The 17,710-nt window shown below is 71.0% G+C and carries 15 protein-coding genes and 1 pseudogene; 12 read left to right on the top strand and 4 right to left on the bottom strand.

Annotation, left to right across the window (positions count from 1 at the left end; translation table 11 throughout):
* The 9 genes and pseudogenes from ACIPXC_RS18960 to ACIPXC_RS18920 form a co-directional block, all read left to right on the top strand.
* Positions 1-143, top strand: a pseudogene (locus tag ACIPXC_RS18960) (crotonyl-CoA carboxylase/reductase); the annotation flags it as partial.
* A gap of 31 nt (positions 144-174) precedes the next feature.
* Entirely contained in the window at positions 175-2,253 is a 2,079-nt protein-coding gene (locus ACIPXC_RS18955; protein WP_401619203.1) for a protein meaA, read from the top strand.
* Entirely contained in the window at positions 2,250-3,242 is a 993-nt protein-coding gene (locus ACIPXC_RS18950; protein WP_386460195.1) for an HpcH/HpaI aldolase/citrate lyase family protein, read from the top strand. The genes ACIPXC_RS18955 and ACIPXC_RS18950 overlap by 4 nt, the downstream gene beginning before the upstream one ends.
* A 5-nt stretch (positions 3,243-3,247) precedes the next feature.
* A complete protein-coding gene (locus tag ACIPXC_RS18945; RefSeq protein ID WP_401619200.1) occupies positions 3,248-3,760 on the top strand; it encodes a MaoC family dehydratase in 513 nt (170 codons plus the stop codon).
* 2 nt (positions 3,761-3,762) lie between these two features.
* Positions 3,763-4,968 (top strand): acyl-CoA dehydrogenase family protein, encoded by a 1,206-nt coding sequence (locus tag ACIPXC_RS18940; protein WP_060177728.1) that lies wholly within the window; start codon positions 3,763-3,765, stop codon positions 4,966-4,968.
* 186 nt (positions 4,969-5,154) lie between these two features.
* Complete coding sequence (locus ACIPXC_RS18935) at positions 5,155-5,811, top strand: phosphatidylserine decarboxylase (RefSeq protein ID WP_030027411.1); 657 nt, start codon at positions 5,155-5,157, stop codon at positions 5,809-5,811.
* Between the two features lie 64 nt (positions 5,812-5,875).
* The gene (gene pssA / locus ACIPXC_RS18930; protein ID WP_401619214.1) at positions 5,876-6,658 is read left to right on the top strand and encodes a CDP-diacylglycerol--serine O-phosphatidyltransferase; all 783 of its coding nucleotides are present in this window, start codon (positions 5,876-5,878) and stop codon (positions 6,656-6,658) included.
* A gap of 354 nt (positions 6,659-7,012) precedes the next feature.
* The gene (locus ACIPXC_RS18925; protein WP_401619196.1) at positions 7,013-8,497 is read left to right on the top strand and encodes an AlkA N-terminal domain-containing protein; all 1,485 of its coding nucleotides are present in this window, start codon (positions 7,013-7,015) and stop codon (positions 8,495-8,497) included.
* A gap of 9 nt (positions 8,498-8,506) precedes the next feature.
* A complete protein-coding gene (locus ACIPXC_RS18920; RefSeq protein WP_401619193.1) occupies positions 8,507-9,007 on the top strand; it encodes a methylated-DNA--[protein]-cysteine S-methyltransferase in 501 nt (166 codons plus the stop codon).
* Here ACIPXC_RS18920 and ACIPXC_RS18915 read toward each other — a convergent pair.
* Positions 8,989-10,059, bottom strand: coding sequence for a class I SAM-dependent methyltransferase (locus ACIPXC_RS18915; RefSeq protein ID WP_401619190.1), 1,071 nt, complete (start codon positions 10,057-10,059; stop codon positions 8,989-8,991). The genes ACIPXC_RS18920 and ACIPXC_RS18915 overlap by 19 nt on opposite strands.
* A 201-nt stretch (positions 10,060-10,260) precedes the next feature.
* Here ACIPXC_RS18915 and ACIPXC_RS18910 point away from each other — a divergent pair, with 201 nt between their 5' ends.
* A complete protein-coding gene (locus ACIPXC_RS18910) occupies positions 10,261-10,650 on the top strand; it encodes an SHOCT domain-containing protein (protein WP_046779878.1) in 390 nt (129 codons plus the stop codon).
* A 7-nt stretch (positions 10,651-10,657) separates the two neighbouring features.
* On the opposite strand, the gene ACIPXC_RS18905 is transcribed toward ACIPXC_RS18910, so the two are convergent.
* From ACIPXC_RS18905 to ACIPXC_RS18895, 3 genes are read right to left on the bottom strand one after another with little or no spacing between them, the layout of a single operon-like run.
* Positions 10,658-11,086 (bottom strand): hypothetical protein, encoded by a 429-nt coding sequence (locus ACIPXC_RS18905; protein ID WP_401619187.1) that lies wholly within the window; start codon positions 11,084-11,086, stop codon positions 10,658-10,660.
* Between the two features lie 36 nt (positions 11,087-11,122).
* Complete coding sequence (locus ACIPXC_RS18900; protein ID WP_401619185.1) at positions 11,123-11,623, bottom strand: NUDIX domain-containing protein; 501 nt, start codon at positions 11,621-11,623, stop codon at positions 11,123-11,125.
* A 27-nt stretch (positions 11,624-11,650) separates the two neighbouring features.
* Complete coding sequence (locus ACIPXC_RS18895; RefSeq protein ID WP_401619182.1) at positions 11,651-13,390, bottom strand: BCCT family transporter; 1,740 nt, start codon at positions 13,388-13,390, stop codon at positions 11,651-11,653.
* Between the two features lie 142 nt (positions 13,391-13,532).
* On the opposite strand from ACIPXC_RS18895, the gene ACIPXC_RS18890 reads away from it, so the two are divergent.
* Positions 13,533-14,681 carry a glycerate kinase gene (locus ACIPXC_RS18890; protein WP_401619179.1) on the top strand — a complete coding sequence of 383 codons (1,149 nt, stop codon included), beginning with the start codon at positions 13,533-13,535 and terminating at the stop codon, positions 14,679-14,681.
* Positions 14,682-14,852: 171 nt separating this feature from the next.
* The gene (locus tag ACIPXC_RS18885) at positions 14,853-17,690 is read left to right on the top strand and encodes a SpoIIE family protein phosphatase (protein WP_401619177.1); all 2,838 of its coding nucleotides are present in this window, start codon (positions 14,853-14,855) and stop codon (positions 17,688-17,690) included.
* Positions 17,691-17,710 lie beyond the last annotated feature (20 nt).

Here is a 17,710-nt window from a genome sequence, read left to right as displayed (position 1 = left end):
AGGCCGCCTACGACGTCCACCGCAACCTCCACCAGGGCAAGGTCGGCGTCCTCGCGCTCGCCCCCGAGGAGGGCCTGGGCGTCCGCGACCACGAGATGCGCGCCCAGCACCTCGACGCCATCAACCGCTTCCGCAACGTCTGAGTCCGTTCAAAGGCCTAAGGGACAGCCTGAGATGACAGAGCGCCAGAAGGACCGTCCGTGGCTCATGCGGACGTACGCCGGCCACTCCACGGCCGAGGCGTCCAACGAGCTGTACCGCCGCAACCTCGCCAAGGGCCAGACCGGCCTGTCGGTCGCGTTCGACCTGCCGACACAGACCGGCTACGACCCCGACCACATCCTCGCCCGCGGCGAGGTGGGCCGGGTCGGGGTCCCGGTCTCCCATCTGGGCGACATGCGGCGGCTGTTCCAGGACATACCCCTGGAGCAGATGAACACCTCGATGACGATCAACGCCACCGCCATGTGGCTGCTGGCGCTCTACCAGGTGGCCGCCGAGGAGCAGGGCGCGGACATCTCCCAGCTCCAGGGCACCACCCAGAACGACATCGTCAAGGAGTACCTCTCGCGCGGGACGCACGTCTTCCCGCCGGGGCCGTCCCTGCGGCTGACGACCGACATGATCGCGTACACGGTCAACCACATCCCGAAGTGGAACCCGATCAACATCTGCAGCTACCACCTGCAGGAGGCCGGGGCCACCCCGGTCCAGGAGATCTCGTACGCGATGTCCACGGCGATCGCCGTCCTGGACTCGGTGCGCGACTCGGGGCAGGTTCCCGAGGAGCGCTTCGGCGAGGTGGTCGCCCGTATCTCCTTCTTCGTGAACGCGGGCGTCCGCTTCATCGAGGAGATGTGCAAGATGCGTGCCTTCGGCCGTATCTGGGACAAGGTCACCAAGGAGCGCTACGGCATCGAGAACGCGAAGCAGCGCCGCTTCCGTTACGGCGTCCAGGTCAACTCCCTGGGACTCACCGAGGCGCAGCCGGAGAACAACGTCCAGCGCATCGTGCTGGAGATGCTCGCGGTCACCCTCTCCAAGGACGCCCGCGCCCGCGCGGTGCAGCTGCCCGCCTGGAACGAGGCGCTGGGCCTGCCCCGGCCCTGGGACCAGCAGTGGTCGCTGCGCATCCAGCAGGTCCTCGCCCACGAGAGCGACCTGCTGGAGTACGACGACATCTTCGCCGGATCCCACGTCATCGAGGCCAAAGTCGACTCCCTGGTCGCCGACTGCCTGGCCGAGATCGACCGGATCCAGGAGATGGGCGGCGCCATGGCCGCCGTCGAGTCCGGCTACCTGAAGGGCGAGCTGGTCTCCTCGCACGCCGAACGGCGGGCGCGAATCGAGGCCGGCGAGGACAAGATCGTCGGTGTCAACTGCTTCGAGCAGACCGAGGAGAACCCGCTCACGGCCGACCTGGACGGCGCGATCATGACGGTCGACCCGGCGACGGAGGCGTTCACCGTGGAGCGCATCGGCCGCTGGCGCTCCGAGCGCCAGGAGTCCTCGGACCGCCAGGGCAACGGCGACCCGTTCGTCTTCCCCACCACCCAGCAGGCGCTGGAGCGCCTGAAGGAGGCCGCGGCGGGCACCGAGAACCTGATGGAGGCCACCCTGGAGTGCGCCCGGGCCGGTGTCACCACCGGCGAATGGGCGGGCGCCCTGCGCGAGGTGTTCGGCGAGTTCCGCGCCCCGACCGGGGTCTCCTCGGCCCCCGTCGCCGTCGCCGCCGAACCGGGCACCCCGATGCACGAGGTCCGCGAGAAGGTCACCCGCACCGCCGACGAGCTCGGCTCCGGCCGGCTGCGCCTGCTGGTGGGCAAGCCCGGCCTGGACGGGCACTCCAACGGCGCCGAGCAGATCGCCGTCCGCGCCCGCGACGCCGGCTTCGAGGTGGTCTACCAGGGCATCAGGCTGACGCCCGAGGAGATCTCCTCCGCCGCGCTGGCCGAGGACGTGCACTGCGTGGGACTGTCCATCCTGTCCGGATCGCACAGCGCCCTGGTCCCGGACGTCCTGGAGCGGCTGCGCACGGCGGGGGCGGGTGACATCCCCGTCATCGTCGGAGGCATCATTCCGAACGCCGACGCCGTCGCGCTCAGGGCCGCGGGGGTCGCCGCGGTCTTCACGCCGAAGGACTTCGGCATCACGGAGATCATCGGCCGTATCGTCGACGAGATCCGCAAGGCCAACAAGCTCGACCCACTCGACAACGCCGCAATCATCGCAAGCACGGAGGTCCCCGCATGACCACGCCAGTCCACCCGGTCAACCGCCTTCGCCCGCGCCGCTCCTGCCTCGCGGTGCCCGGCTCGAACCCGCGGTTCCTGGAGAAGGCCCAGGGCCTGCCGGCCGACCAGGTCTTCCTGGACCTGGAGGACGCCTGCGCCCCGCTCGCCAAGGAAGGCGCCCGCCACACCATCGTGGACGCGCTGAACAACGGCGACTGGACCGGCAAGACCCGCGTGGTGCGCGTCAACGACTGGACCACCCACTGGACCTACCGCGACGTCATCACCGTCGTCGAGGGCGCCGGCCAGAACCTCGACTGCATCATGCTGCCGAAGGTGCAGGACGCCCAGCAGGTCGTGGCCCTCGACCTCCTGCTGACCCAGATCGAGAAGACCATGGGCTTCGAGGTCGGCAAGATCGGCATCGAGGCGCAGATCGAGAACGCCAAGGGCCTGGTCAACGTCGACGAGATCGCCGCCGCCTCGCCCCGGCTGGAGACCATCATCTTCGGCCCGGCCGACTTCATGGCCTCCATCAACATGAAGTCCCTGGTCGTGGGCATGCAGCCGCCCGGCTACCCGGCGGACGCCTACCACTACATCCTGATGCGGATCCTGATGGCGGCCCGTACGCACAACCTCCAGGCCATCGACGGCCCCTTCCTCCAGATCCGCGACGTGGACGCCTACCGCGAGGTGGCCGGCCGGGCGGCGGCGCTGGGCTTCGACGGCAAGTGGGTGCTGCACCCCGGCCAGGTCGACGCGGCAAACGAGGTCTTCTCCCCCTCCCAGGAGGACTACGACCACGCCGAGCTGATCCTCGACGCGTACGACTGGTGCACCTCGGAGGCCGGCGGCAAGAAGGGCTCCGCGATGCTCGGCGACGAGATGATCGACGAGGCCAGCCGCAAGATGGCCCTGGTCATCGCGGGCAAGGGCCGCGCCGCCGGCATGCAGCGCACCACCAAGTTCGAACACCCCTCGACCGAGAAGACGGCGGAGGCCTGAGACCCATGCAGTTCGGACGCACGTACGAGGAGTTCGAGGTCGGGGCGGTCTACAAGCACTGGCCCGGGAAGACGGTCACGGAGTACGACGACCACCTCTTCTGCCTCCTGACCATGAACCACCACCCGCTCCACATGGACACGAACTACGCCGAGAACACCACCGACTTCGGCAAGAACGTGGTCGTGGGCAACTACATCTACTCGCTGCTGCTCGGCATGTCCGTGCCGGACGTCTCCGGGAAGGCCATCGCCAACCTGGAGATCGAGTCCCTGCGGCACGTGGCGCCGACCTTCCACGGCGACACGATCTACGGCGAGACCACGGTCCTCGACAAGACCCCGTCGAAGTCGAAGAACGACCGCGGCATCGTCTACGTCGAGACCAAGGGCTACAAGCAGGACGGCACCCTCGTCTGCGTCTTCCGGCGCAAGGTGATGGTCCCGACCGAGACGTACATCAAGGAGCGCGGCGGCGAGCAGCCCGGCCGCCCCCAGCTGAAGACCCAGGAGAAGTAGCCATGGCCCGACTCGCCCAGACCGCCGGGCTGACCGACGTCCAGCGGGAGATCCTCAAGACCGTCCGCGAGTTCGTCGACAAGGAGATCATCCCGGTCGCCACCGAGCTGGAGCACCGCGACGAGTACCCGCAAGCGATCGTCGACGGCCTCAAGGAGCTCGGCCTCTTCGGGCTGATGATCCCGGAGGAGTACGGCGGCCTGGGTGAGTCGCTCCTCACGTACGCCCTGTGCGTCGAGGAGATCGCGCGGGGCTGGATGTCCGTCTCGGGCATCATCAACACGCACTTCATCGTGGCGTACATGCTCAAGCAGCACGGCACGCAGGAGCAGAAGGACCACTTCCTCCCGCGCATGGCGCTGGGCGAGGTGCGCGGCGCGTTCTCGATGTCGGAGCCGGCGCTCGGCTCCGACGTGTCGGCCATCACGTCCAAGGCGGTGAAGGACGGCGACGAGTACGTCCTGAACGGCCAGAAGATGTGGCTGACGAACGGCGGCAGCTCCACCCTGGTGGCCGTTCTCGTCCGAAGTGACGAAGGACACCCCGAGGGCACGGCGCCCCACAAGTCGATGACGACCTTCCTCGTCGAGAAGGAGCCCGGCTTCGGTGAGGTCCGCCCCGGCCTGACCATCCCCGGCAAGATCGACAAGATGGGCTACAAGGGCGTCGACACGACCGAGCTCATCATGGACGGACTGCGCATTCCGGCCAATCGCGTCCTCGGCGGCCAGACCGGCCGAGGGTTTTACCAAATGATGGACGGCGTCGAGGTCGGCCGGGTCAACGTGGCGGCGCGTGGCTGCGGCGTCGCGCAGCGTGCTTTCGAGCTGGGTGTCTCCTATGCCCAGCAACGTCACACTTTCGGCAAGGCGATCGCCGAACACCAGGCCATCCAGTTCAAGCTGGCCGAGATGGCTACCAAGGTCGAAGCCGCTCATGCGATGATGGTGAACGCAGCACGCAAAAAGGACTCCGGGGAACGAAACGACCTCGAAGCAGGGATGGCGAAGTACCTCGCCTCCGAGTACTGCAAGGAGGTGGTCGAGGACGCCTTCCGCATCCACGGTGGATACGGATTCTCGAAGGAGTACGAGATCGAGCGCCTCTACCGCGAGGCTCCGATGCTGCTCATCGGTGAAGGTACCGCCGAGATCCAGAAAATGATCATCGGGCGACGCCTGCTTGAGGAGTACCGACTCCAGGGCTGAAAGTCCCTTTTGCGGCGGATCCTCCCCGGGTCCGTCGCAACAAGGTCACTACCAGTCACTGGCCGACGGCCATCGACTCGGCTTCTGGCTTGCCCAGTTGTTGCGCGCAACCGATAGCATTCCAGTAAAGCCGCCGTCCCGTCCCCCTGTTTGCGGCGCGGCAATCACCCGCTACGAAGGTCATCCATGCCCCACAGCCAAACCTCTGCACCCCGCGACAGCCGACTCGGTGTACGTCTCGCCCGCGGAGCATCGCCGTGGCTTCTGCCGACCGTCGCCACGGCGGCGCTCAGCCTCACCCGGGCCCGCAAGTCCGGACGCTGGGCCGCCGCGGCCGTGCCCGCAACCGCGCTCGCCGCGGGCATGCTGTGGTTCTTCCGCGACCCCGAGCGCGAGATCGCTCAGGGCCGTGTGATCTCGCCCGCCGACGGTGTGGTGCAGAGCATCATGCCGTGGAAGGACGGACGGACCCGGGTCGCGATCTTCATGAGCCCGCTCAACGTCCACGTCAACCGCGCGCCCCTCGCGGGCACGGTGACGTCCGTGGAGCACATCCCCGGCGGATTCGTCCCGGCCTTCAACAAGGAGAGCGAGAACAACGAGCGCGTTGTCTGGCACTTCGACACCGAGCTCGGCGACATCGAGATGGTGCAGATCGCCGGTGCCGTCGCCCGGCGCATCGTCCCGTACCTGCCGGCCGGCACCAAGGTGGAGCAGGGCGAACGCATCGGTCTGATCCGCTTCGGCTCCCGCGTCGACATCTACCTCCCGGAGGGCGTCGAGGTCGCGGTCGAGGTCGGTCAGGCCACCACCGCGGGGGTGACACGAATTGACCGTGACTGACCCTGAGACTCCGGCCACCGGCTGGGTGCCCGAGTCCACCGAGGAGGAGTCCGCCGAGGACGACATGCCGCTCTCGCTGCGGCTGTCGATAGCGGACACCCTCACCCTCGGCAACGCCACGTGCGGATTCATGGCGGTGTACTTCACCACCACCGGAATCCTCATCCCGCACCTCACGGGGAGCGGCGAGACGGGCATGGCCCGCAACAGCGCCGCCACGGCCGTGATACTGATGCTGCTCGCCGCGGTCTTCGACCTCTTCGACGGCATCGTGGCCCGCAAGCTGCGCAGCTCGCCGATGGGTGCCGAGCTGGACAACCTGTCCGACCTGATCAGCTTCGGCCTGGCCCCGGCCTACTTCGTCCTCGTCTACGGCATGGTCGCCGTCGACGCGGACCAGAAGATGTCGGCACTGGCCGCGATCGTGGTGCTGCTCGCCGTGGTGCTCCGGCTCGCGAGATTCAGCTGCGTGACGATGAAGGACGGCATGTTCCAGGGCATGCCGAGCCCGTTCGGCGCGCTGACGGTCGTCTCGATCGTCCTGCTGGAGCTGCCGTTCATCCCGACGCTGCTGGCGATCATCGGGGTGGCCTGGCTGATGGTGAGCCGGGTCGAGTACCCCAAGCCGCGGGGTGTCCTCGCGGTGGCGATGCTCTCCTGGATCATCAGCGCGATGGGGCTCCTGGCGGCCTGGGCGTTCGACGCCCCGGGTGGTCAGCTGCTGCTCCAGACCGGCTGCGCCCTGCAGATCGCGATGGCGGCGACCATTCCGCTGTTCGCGACGACGCGGAGGGCCAACACCTTCCGCCACAACCGCCGCGAGGCCCGAGCGACGTCGCTGCGCTAGCTCGGCAGGTTCGAGGAGGCCCCGGATGCCATCGGCATCCGGGGCCTCCTCGCGTGTCCGGGGGCGGCGTGTCCGGGGGCGGCGGGGGTGGGGCCGGGGGCGGTGGTGGGGTGGGGGCCGTCCGGGGTGTAAAACGTGATTTGTGGCCCTCACCTCCGGGCCCTTTCCGAACTGGTCCAGGGGCCATAAATCATGCCTACCCCGGACGGTCCCCGCCCCGCCGCCGGCCACGGCCCCGCCCCCACCACCGGCCCCGCCCGACCCCGCCGAGCCCCCGCCCCGCCGCCGGCCAGAGTTAGCCTTGATGTCGGAAAACCGCCAGCCGCCGGAGATCACGCCCCGGATCCTGGAGCCATGCACACCGACACAGAGCGTTGCGTAAGGGCCGTGCAGTCGAAGGACGCCCGCTTCGACGGCTGGTTCTTCACCGCCGTCCTGACCACCCGGATCTACTGCCGCCCCAGTTGCCCCGCCGTGCCGCCGAAGGTCGAGAACATGACCTTCCTGCCCAGTGCCGCCGCCTGCCAGCAGGCCGGGTTCCGCGCGTGCAAGCGGTGCCGGCCCGACACCAGCCCCGGTTCCCCCGAGTGGAACGCCCGCGCCGACGCCGTCGCCCGGGCGATGCGCCTCATCCAGGACGGGGTCGTCGACCGCGAGGGCGTCCCGGGCCTGGCCGCCCGCCTCGGCTACTCCACCCGCCAGGTGGAGCGCCAGCTGGGCGCCGAGCTCGGCGCGGGACCCCTCGCCCTGGCCAGGGCCCAGCGCGCGCAGACGGCCCGGCTGCTCATCGAGACCTCCGAGCTGCCGATGGGCGACGTCGCCTTCGCGGCCGGCTTCTCCTCCATCCGGACCTTCAACGACACCGTCCGCGAGGTCTTCGCCCTCTCCCCCAGCGAGCTGCGGGAGCGGTCCGTGAAGGCCGGACGGAAGAAGGACGCCCCGCCCCGGATCCCGGGGACGATCAGTCTGCGGCTGCCGTTCCGCACACCCCTGAACCCCGACAACCTCTTCGGGCACCTCGCCGCGACGGCGGTCCCCGGGGTCGAGGAGTGGCGCGACGGCGCCTACCGCCGCACCCTGCGCCTCCCCCACGGCACCGGCGTCGTCGCCCTCACCCCGCAGCCCGACCACATCGGCTGCCGACTCGCCCTCACCGACCTGCGCGACCTGACCATCGCCATCAGCCGCTGCCGCTGGATGCTCGACCTCGACGCCGACCCCGAGGCCGTCGACGAGCAGCTGCGCTCCGATCCCCTGCTGGCGCCGCTGGTGGACAAGGCTCCCGGCCGCAGGGTTCCCCGTACGGTCGACGCGGCGGAGTTCGCCGTACGGGCCGTGCTGGGCCAGCAGGTGTCCACGGCGGCGGCCCGCACGCACGCCGCCCGGCTGGTCACGGCGTACGGCGAGCGCGTCGAGGACCCGACGGGCGGGCTGACCCACCTCTTCCCCTCCCCGCAGGCCCTGGCCGGGCTCGACCCCGAGTCGCTGGCCCTGCCGCGCAGTCGGCGGGCCACGCTCACCACCCTGGTCTCGGCGCTGGCCGACGGTTCGCTGCCGCTCGGCTTCGACAGCGACTGGGACGCGGCCCGGGCGCAGCTCGCGGCACTGCCCGGTTTCGGTCCGTGGACGACGGAGGTGATCGCGATGCGGGCGCTGGGCGACCCGGACGCGTTCCTGCCGTCCGATCTGGGTGTCCGGCGCGCGGCGCGGGGGCTCGGTCTGCCGTCCACCCCCTCCGCGCTGGCGGCGCGGGCTGCCGGCTGGCGGCCGTGGCGCGCGTACGCCGTCCAGTACCTGTGGGCCACGGACTCCCACCCCATCAACCACCTGCCCGCCTGAGGAGCCGACATGAACGTCAAGCAGCACACCGTCGTCGACAGCCCGTACGGTCCGCTCACGCTGGTCGCCGTGGACGGCGTCCTCGGTGGCCTGTACATGACCGGGCAGCGCCACCGGCCGGCCGAGGAGTCCTTCGGGCAGCGGGTGGCCGCCACGGAGGATCCCTTCCCGGAAGTGGTGCGCCAGCTGACCGCCTACTTCGCCGGTGAGCTGACCGCCTTCGACCTCCCCCTGCGGCTTGAGGGCACGGAGTTCCAGCGCAGCGTCTGGGACCAGCTCGTACGGATCCCGTACGGCGAGACGTGGTCGTACGGGGAGCTCGCGGCGAGGCTGGGCAAGCCCAACGCCTCGCGCGCGGTGGGTCTGGCGAACGGGAAGAACCCGGTCGGCATCATCGTGCCGTGCCACCGGGTGATCGGTGCTTCGGGCAGCATGACCGGCTACGGCGGCGGGGTGGAGCGCAAGGTGCGGCTGCTGGCCTTCGAGGCCGGTCAGGGCCTGACGTCGTAGAGGACGTTGAAGGGGTCTTCGGCGGGGGAACGGGTGACCTCCGTGAAGCCGGCTTCGGCGCAGAGGGCGCGGACGGTCTCCTCGGGCAGGCCGCAGGTGCCGAGGGCGGCTCCGTCGCCGGCCAGGGACGTGGTCATGCAGTAGAAGACGCTGAATCCGTACAGGAGTGAGGCGACGGGGCCGACGTTGTCCTCGGGGCGGTCCCGGGAGTTGACTTCGAGCATGAGGTAGTCGCCGTTGTCCTTGACGGCGGCCCTGATGGCGGCGAGCAGACCCCGCGGGTCCGCCGCGTCGTGGATGACGTCGAAGGTGGTGACGATGTCGTACCGGCCGGGCAGGCCCTGTGCGACGTCGAGGACGCGGAAGGAGACCCGGTCGGCGACCCCCGCCCGGTCGGCGTTGGCGCGGGCGCGTTCGACCTGTGCCGGGAAGACGTCGAAGCCCGTGAACCGGGAGCGCGGGAACGCCTTGGCGAGGACGGTCAGGGCGCGGCCCGCGCCGCAGCCGACGTCGGCGACGTGGCTGCCGCGTTCGAGCTTCCCCACGACGTGCGGGAAGGTGGAGAGCCAGTCGTCGATCATGACGCTCTCGAACCAGCTGCCGGAGAAGCGGCTCATTCCGTCCCACACGGAGGGCGGGTAGGCGGTCTGGGGCACGCCGCCGCCCGTCCGGAAGGCTTCCACGAGTTGTTCGTAGGGCTGCCACAGGCCGGGGAGCATCTGGTGGACGCCGCCCAGGAACATCGGTCCCGATTCGTCGGCCAGTGCGGGGACGTGCTCGGGGGGCAGCGCGAAGGTGCCCGGTTCCGGCTCGGTGAGGTAGCCGACGGCCGTGAGGCCGCGCAGCCACTCGCGGACGTAGCGTTCGCGCAGGTCCAGTCGGTCCGCCAGGTCCTGGCTGCGGGCCGGGCCGTGGGCGGCGAGGTCCTGGAACAGGCCGAGCCGGTCGCCGAGGGCGCACAGGGCGGTGGCCATGGCCCCGCTCAGGTCGCCGAGCGCCTTTTCCATGAAGGCTTCGACCTTCGCGCCGTCCGGTTCCTGGGGTGCGGCCATGTGTGGGTGCTCCTGAGGGTCTGCTGCGGCCACGGCGTGCGGCCCGGGACCCCAGGCAAGCACCCGGGTGCCCGCCGACGGGGTCGCCCCAGCGGCGGCGGGGCCGAAGTCACTCCAAGGAGTCGATAACTTACCGCTCCGAATGCGGACATACAGGAGCACCTGTATGAAAGAGGTACCGCTACACGATCGGAGCCGGGCATGGACGACTATCCGCTTCTGAACCTCTTCTGGACGATGCTGTGGCTGTTCCTCTGGATCATGTGGTTCTTCCTGCTCTTCAAGATCATCACGGACATCTTCCGTGACCACACGCTGGGCGGCTGGGGCAAGGCGGGATGGCTGATCTTCGTCCTGATCCTGCCCTTCCTCGGCGTGTTCGTGTACCTCATCGCCCGCGGGAAGAGCATGACCGAGCGGGAGATGAAGCAGATGCAGGAGAACGAGGCGGCCTTCAAGAGCTACGTCCAGCAGGCGGCGGCCCCCGGCGGCGGTTCGGCGGACGAACTGCACAAGCTCTCCGCCCTCAAGGACAAGGGCGACATCACCCAGGAGGAGTTCGACCGCGCCAAGGCCAAGCTGCTGGCCTGACCCGGGGTCAGACCACCAGGAGGGGGACGAGCAGTGCGAAGGCGGCGCCGGCCTCCACGGCGTAGCCGAAGAGCGAGGGGTGCTGCACGGGGGCGGCGAGCAGCACCACGCTCTGCTGGGTGGCGGCCGCCGCCACCCAGTCGGCGTCGGCGCCGAGCGTTCCCTCGTACCAGCCTGCGCAGGCGCCGGGACCGGTGACGGCGAGGAAGTCGTCCTCACGGCGGTAGAGGGCCCGCCACTCGGAGGCGGGTGCGGACCAGCCCTCGAAGTCGGCGAACAGGGACCAACCGCCCTCGCGTATCGCGGTGTCGAAGAGCCACACCGGCGTCCCCTCGGGGGTGACCTCGCCGCCGGCCTGCTCGTCCGTCGTGAAATGGACCATGGGCAGGGCGTCCGGCCCGTCGGCCGTGCTGGGCCAGGCGTACATCGTGATCATCTTTTGATTCTGTCCTGGTCGAAGTGAGCCGGGCGTTCAGGGGGTGGCCGGGGGCCTGCCGTTCTCCAGTTCCGCGGTGCCCTCGCCCGACCGGAGGACCCGGCAGGCCTCTTCGGCGCGCCGTCCCAGCGATCCGGGCAGGTAGGCGGTGAGTTCGGCGGGGTCGACCAGCCGCCACGAGAGCAGTTCCTCCTCCTGGAGCCTGATCGAGGCGAGCTGGGCCTCGTCGAGCACTCCCCCGTCGTAGAGGTAGGCGACGAGCGGCGGGCGGTCGGGGCCGAGCGTCCAGTCCACGGCGAGCAGGCGGCCGAGCGGGACGTCGATGCCGATCTCCTCGGCGCTCTCCCGGCGGGCGGCGGTGCGCGGCGACTCGCCCTGGTCCGACTCGACGGTGCCGCCCGGCAGGGCCCAGCCCTCGCGGTAGTTGGGCTCGACGATCAGGACCCGGCCCTCGGCGTCCCGGTAGAGGGCGGCCGCGCCGGCCAGCACCCGGGGCAGGCTCGCGATGTACGTGGCGAAGTCATCCGTGGTGGTCACCCGGCCACCCTACCGAGGGGCCGCCCGTCAGACTCCCGGCCCCGGTCCCGCACCGGGGCCGTCCTCCGGACCCCCTCCCCTGGACTGCGCGGCGCGGCGCAGGTGGAAGTGGTGGCGGTGTCCGCCGCTCCCCTGCTCGCTGACGGCATCGCCGACCATGGCCCGGACCGCGTCCCGGATGCCGTGCAGCGGATGGTGGCGGGCGGGACCCGCGCCGGGGTCCTCGCGGAGCTCTTTGAACAGGGCCCAGCAGAGCAGCAGCATGACGACGACGAAGGGCAGCGCGACCAGGATGGTGGCGGTCTGCAGGGACTTCAGGCCGCCGGCGAGGAGCAGCACCGCGGCCACGGAGGCCATCAGCACGCCCCAGGTGACGACGAGCCAGGTGGGCGGGTGGAGGGAGCCGCGGCTGGTGAGGGAGCCCATGACGAGCGAGGCGGAGTCGGCGCTGGTCACGAAGTAGGTCATGACGAGGACCATGGCGAGCCACGAGGTGAGCGTGGACAGCGGCAGTTCGTCCAGCATCGCGAAGAGCGAGGCCTCGGTGCCCTCCTTGAGCTCGGACGCGAAGTCGACGGCGCCGGTGGAGTCGAAGCGGATGGCGGTGCCGCCCATGACACAGAACCAGATGACGGTGGCCCCGCTGGGCACGAGCAGCACTCCGATGAGGAACTCGCGGATGGTGCGGCCCCGTGAGATGCGGGCGATGAAGGTGCCGACGAAGGGCGCCCAGGACAGCCACCACGCCCAGTAGAAGATCGTCCAGGCGCCGAGCCAGGCGCTGTCGGTGAAGGCACCGGTACGGGTGGCCATGGGCACCAGCTCGCTCAGGTAGCCGCCGACGCTGGAGGGGATGACGTCGAGGATGTAGACGGTGGGCCCGAGCAGGAAGACGAAGAGCATCAGGACGGTGGCGAGCACGATGTTGCTGGTGCTCAGCCATTTCACGCCCCTGTGCAGGCCGGAGAAGGCGGAGACCACAAAGGCCGCCGAGAGCGAGCAGATGATGACCAGCTCGACGGTGGTGGAGTCCTCGATCCCGGTGGTGAGGCTGAGGCCCTCGGAGACCTGGAGGGCGCCGAGGCCGAGGCTGGTGGCGGTGCCGAAGACGGTCGCGAAGACGGCGAGCAGGTCGATGGCCTTGCCGGGTGCGCCGTCGGCCCGCTCCCGGCCGATCAGGGGGACGAAGGCGGAGCTGAGGCGGTTGCCGCGGCCCTTGCGGAAGGTGGCGTAGGCGAGGGCGAGACCGGCGATGCCGTAGATGGCCCACGGGGTGAGGGTCCAGTGGAAGAAGGAGTACTCCATGGCCACGAGGGCGGCCGCGCCCGTACCGGGAGCCGCTCCGGAGGCGGGCGGCGGGGCCAGGTAGTGGGTGAGCGGCTCCCCCACCCCGTAGAACATCAGGCCGATGCCCATGCCGGCGCTGAACATCATCGCGATCCACGAGAGGTTGGTGAACTCGGGCTCGGAGTCGTCCGCGCCGAGCCGGATCCGGCCGAAGCGGCTGACCGCGAGGACCACGCACATGACGAGGAAGACGTCGGCGGCGATCACGAACAGCCAGGCGAAGTTGTCCAGGACCCAGGTCAGCGCCGTGCTCGACACGGCGTCGAAGAAGTCTCCGGCGAGGGCCGCCCAGGCGACGACGGCCAGTACGGCGATCACGCCGACGGTGACGATGGTGCGGTCGGGGGCGCCTTCCACGGGACTGCCGGGGCTGCCTCCCGGGGTGTCCGGACGTGGCTGTTCCAGTGATTCGGCGCTCATGCGGCCACACTATGCAGGCGAATATCCCTCTTTAAGCGCATGGCGCGCCGGGTGTGGCCCATGCCACTCATGGGCATAGGAGGATCCTCCGGATAAGCTCATGGCGGCGCGACTGCACTGTTCGATAGCAAGGGATAGCAAGGTGACGGACGGAGCAGTAACTGAGGCCGCGCGCGTGCTCATCGCCGCGGACAAATTCAAGGGCTCGCTCACGGCCGTTCAGGTCGCGGAGCGGGTGACGGCCGGCCTTCGCAGGGCCGTACCCGGCGTGGAGATCGAGACCCTCCCCGTCGCGGACGGCGGCGACGGGACGGTCGCGGCCGCCGTGGCGGCCGGTTTCGAACGCCGGGAGGTACGGGTCACCGGGCCCCTCGGTGACCAGGTCACGGCAGCCTTCGCGCTGCGCGGGGGCACCGCGGTGGTCGAGATGGCGGAGGCCTCCGGCCTCCAGCTGCTGCCGGCGGGCACCTTCGCCGCGCTGACGGCGACCACGTACGGCTCGGGCGAGGTCCTCAGGGCCGCGCTGGACGCGGGCGCCCGCTCGATCGTCTTCGGCGTCGGCGGCAGCGCCACCACGGACGGCGGCGCCGGGATGCTGGCGGCGCTCGGGGCGGTGTTCCTGGATGCGAACGGCGAACCGGTCGGTCCGGGCGGCGGCGCGCTGGCCGATCTGGCCTCCGCCGACCTGTCGGGCGTGGATCCGCGCTTCGCGGAGGTCGACTTCGTCCTGGCCAGCGACGTGGACAACCCGCTGACCGGCCCCAAGGGCTGCGCGGCCGTCTACGGCCCGCAGAAGGGCGCCTCGCCCGAGGACGTGGCGACGCTCGACGCGGCGCTGGCCCACTACGCGCAGGTGCTGGAGAAGTCGATCGGCCCCAGGGCCACCGAGCTCGCCGCCTCCCCCGGCGCGGGCGGTGCAGGCGGCATCGGCTACGGCGCGCTGCTGCTGGGCGCGAGCTTCCGGCCCGGCATCGAGCTGATGCTGGAGGTGCTGGGTTTCGCGCCGGCGCTGGAGCGGGCCACGCTCGTCATCACCGGTGAGGGCTCGCTGGACGAGCAGACCCTGCACGGCAAGGCCCCCGCGGGCGTCGCGGCGGCCGCGCGCGCCGCGGGCAAGCCGGTCGTGGCGGTCTGCGGGAGGCTGCTGCTGGGCCGGGAGGCCCTGGAGGCGGCCGGCATCCGCAAGGCGTACCCGCTGACGGACCTGGAGCCCGACCCGGCCAAGTCCATCCCGAACGCGGGTCCCCTGCTGGAGCAGGTCGCGGCGAACATCGCCGCCGACGTCCTCTGATCCACCCCGACCCCGGGGCCCGGTCCCCCGACCGGGGACCGGGCCCCGGCCGGCTCCCCGCCCGGGGCCCGGGCGCGCGGACCGTCCGGTCACGCCCGAAGCCCTGGACAGTGTTAGAAAGGGCTCATGACCGGACGTTCGGGGCGACAGCCGACCGGGAGGGGTTCGCACATGTCCGCGCGCCTGTCCCGGGGGGCGCACAGCGTCGCCGGTCAGGTCTTCGCCCTCCAGGCGGTGATCGTGGTGCTGCTGATCACCGCCGCCGCGCTGGCCCTGGTCTTCCAGGCCCGTTACGACAGCCAGCGCGACGCGCGCAACCGCTCGCTGGCCGCGGCCGAGGCCTTCGCGCACGCCCCCGGCCTCCCGGAGGCACTGCTGTCGCCGGATCCGACGGCCGCGCTCCAGCCGCTGGCCGAGGGCGCCCGCAGGGCGTCGGGCCTCGACTTCATCGCGGTGATGGACCTCCGTGGGGTCCGCTACACCGACTCGCGGCCCGAGCTGATCGGGAAGCGGGCCTCGGACATCTCCCGGGCCGTCGCCGGAGAATCGTTCACCCAGGTGTTCAAGGGGCAGCCGAGCGACGCCGTCCGGGCGGTGGTGCCCGTACGGAACGCGGGCGGCGACGTCATCGGCCTGGTCGCCACCGGGATAGAGGTCGAGAACGTCAGCCACGCCGTCGAGGGGCAGCTCCCGCTCCTCCTGGGCGCCACGGCGGCCGGTCTGCTGCTCGGTACCGCCGGAGCCGCCCTGGTCAGCCGGCGGCTGCTGCGCCAGACCCGCGGCCTGGGCGCCGCCGAGATGACCCGGATGAACGAACACCACGAGGCCGTTCTGCACGCCGTGCGCGAGGGCGTGCTCATCATCGGCAACGACCAGCGGCTCATCCTGGCCAACGACGAGGCCCGCAGGCTGCTGGACCTGCCGCAGGACGCCGAGGAGCGCGCCGTCGGCGACCTCGGCCTCGATCCGCGCACCACCGAGCTGCTCGTGTCGGGCCGTGTCGTGACGGACCATGTGCACCTGGCGGGCGACCGGCTGCTCGCGGTCAACGTACGGCCCACGATGGCGTACGCGGGGCGGCCGGCGGGCCGCGTGGTGACCCTGCGCGACTCCACCGAGCTCGCCTCGCTCTCCGGCCGGGCCGAGGTCGCCCGCAGCCGCCTGCAGCTGCTGTACGACGCGGGTGTGCGGATCGGCACCACGCTGGACGTGGCACGGACCGCCGAGGAGCTGTCGGAGGTGGCCGTGCCACGCTTCGCCGACTTCGTGACGGTGGAGCTGCTGGAGCCCGTGCTCCGCGGCGACGAGCCCTCCGGCACCGGTGTGTACACCGAGATGCGCCGGGCCGCCATCAGCGGCATCCGCACCGACTCGCCGCTGCAGCCGGTCGGCGACCTGATCCGGTTCGAGGTGCCGACGGCCCCGATGGCGGCCGCCCTGGACGCCGGGCACGCGGTGCTGGCGGCCGATCTGAACGCGGCCATGGGCTGGCGGGCGCAGGACTCCCAGGGCACCCGGGTGGCCCTGGAGTACGGGCTGCACTCGCTGATCTCCGTACCGCTCCAGGCTCGCGGGGTGGTCCTGGGGATGGCCAACTTCTGGCGCGCGGACACCCCGGAGCCCTTCGACGGGGAGGACCTGTCCTTCGCGGAGGAGCTGGGCGCGCGGGCGGCCGTCTCCATCGACAACGCGCGTCGTTTCACCCGTGAGCACGCGATGGCGGTGACCCTCCAGCGCAGCCTCCTGCCCCGGGTGCTGCCCGACCAGAGCGCCGTGGAGGTGGCCTACCGCTATCTGCCGGCGACGGCGGGGGTGGGGGGCGACTGGTTCGACGTGATCCTGCTGCCGGGTGCCCGGGTGGCGCTGGTCGTGGGCGACGTCGTCGGTCACGGGGTGCACGCCGCGGCCACCATGGGCCGGCTGCGGACCGCGGTGCACAACTTCTCCACCCTGGACCTGCCGCCCGACGAGCTGCTCGGACATCTGGACGAGCTGATCAACCGGATCGACCAGGACGAGGCCGGGGGCTGGCCGGCGGACGGAGCCCCGACCGGGAACGGGAACGCGCACGTGAACGGGGACGGGAGCGGGGACGGGGACGGGAGCGGGGACGGGGACGGGAGCGGTGCGGGCGGGGAGGACCCGGAGCCCGGCGCCGCGACCGGACGCACCTCCGCCGTCACCGGCGCCACCTGCCTCTACGCGGTCTACGATCCGGTCTCCGGGCGGTGCCGGATGGCGAGCGCCGGGCATCCCGGGCCGGCGCTGATCCGCCCCGACGGCCGGGTGGAGTTCCCCGAGCTGCCGGCCGGGATCCCGCTCGGCGTGGGCGGGATGCCCTTCGAGGCGGTCGACTTCGAGGTGCCCGAGGGCAGCCGGCTCGTGCTGTTCACCGACGGCCTGGTGGAGGACCGGGACCGGGACTTCGACACCGGCCTGCGGCTGCTCGCCGACACGCTGGCGCGGCCCGGCCGCAGCCCCGACCAGGCGGCCTCGGACGTGCTGGACGCGATGCTGTTCCCGGTTCCGAGCGACGACATCGCCCTGCTGATCGCGGACACCCGGCGGCTGGAGGCGGACCGGATCGCCGAATGGGAGGTGCCCGGCGAGCCCTCGGCCGTCTCGCGGGTGCGCAACGCCGGCTCGGCGCAGCTCGTGGAGTGGGGTCTGGAGGACCTCGCCTTCCCCGTGGAGCTGATCCTCAGCGAGCTGGTCACCAACGCGATCCGGTACGGGAGCGCGCCCGTCCGGGTCCGCCTGCTGCGCGACCGGAGCCTGATCTGCGAGGTCTCCGACGGCAGCAGCACCTCCCCGCACCTGCGGTACGCGGCCACCACCGACGAGGGCGGGCGCGGGCTGTTCCTCGTCGCGCAGTACGCCGAACGGTGGGGCACCCGGTACACCGACCGCGGGAAGGTCATCTGGGCCCAGCTGCCGCTGACCGGGGGTACGGAGCCGCCGCCGGCGGCGCCGCTGGACCTGGATGCGCTGGAGGACATGGCCTGGTGAGCGGGGCGGGCGGCGGCCCC

This window comes from Streptomyces sp. NPDC090021, assembly GCF_044748225.1.
Taxonomy (GTDB): Bacteria; Actinomycetota; Actinomycetes; order Streptomycetales; family Streptomycetaceae; genus Streptomyces.
This window is presented reverse-complemented; position numbering and strand designations above follow the sequence as displayed.

Bases quoted from the DNA above. Each gene is read 5' to 3' on its own strand.
- ACIPXC_RS18955 (WP_401619203.1), top strand. From the start codon at position 175: ATGACAGAGCGCCAGAAGGACCGTCCGTGGCTCATGCGGACGTACGCC.
- ACIPXC_RS18950 (WP_386460195.1), top strand. From the start codon at position 2,250: ATGACCACGCCAGTCCACCCGGTCAACCGCCTTCGCCCGCGCCGCTCC.
- ACIPXC_RS18945 (WP_401619200.1), top strand. From the start codon at position 3,248: ATGCAGTTCGGACGCACGTACGAGGAGTTCGAGGTCGGGGCGGTCTAC.
- ACIPXC_RS18940 (WP_060177728.1), top strand. From the start codon at position 3,763: ATGGCCCGACTCGCCCAGACCGCCGGGCTGACCGACGTCCAGCGGGAG.
- ACIPXC_RS18935 (WP_030027411.1), top strand. From the start codon at position 5,155: ATGCCCCACAGCCAAACCTCTGCACCCCGCGACAGCCGACTCGGTGTA.
- pssA (WP_401619214.1), top strand. From the start codon at position 5,876: ATGCCGCTCTCGCTGCGGCTGTCGATAGCGGACACCCTCACCCTCGGC.
- ACIPXC_RS18925 (WP_401619196.1), top strand. From the start codon at position 7,013: ATGCACACCGACACAGAGCGTTGCGTAAGGGCCGTGCAGTCGAAGGAC.
- ACIPXC_RS18920 (WP_401619193.1), top strand. From the start codon at position 8,507: ATGAACGTCAAGCAGCACACCGTCGTCGACAGCCCGTACGGTCCGCTC.
- ACIPXC_RS18915 (WP_401619190.1), bottom strand. From the start codon at position 10,059: ATGGCCGCACCCCAGGAACCGGACGGCGCGAAGGTCGAAGCCTTCATG.
- ACIPXC_RS18910 (WP_046779878.1), top strand. From the start codon at position 10,261: ATGGACGACTATCCGCTTCTGAACCTCTTCTGGACGATGCTGTGGCTG.
- ACIPXC_RS18905 (WP_401619187.1), bottom strand. From the start codon at position 11,086: ATGATCACGATGTACGCCTGGCCCAGCACGGCCGACGGGCCGGACGCC.
- ACIPXC_RS18895 (WP_401619182.1), bottom strand. From the start codon at position 13,390: ATGAGCGCCGAATCACTGGAACAGCCACGTCCGGACACCCCGGGAGGC.
- ACIPXC_RS18885 (WP_401619177.1), top strand. From the start codon at position 14,853: ATGTCCGCGCGCCTGTCCCGGGGGGCGCACAGCGTCGCCGGTCAGGTC.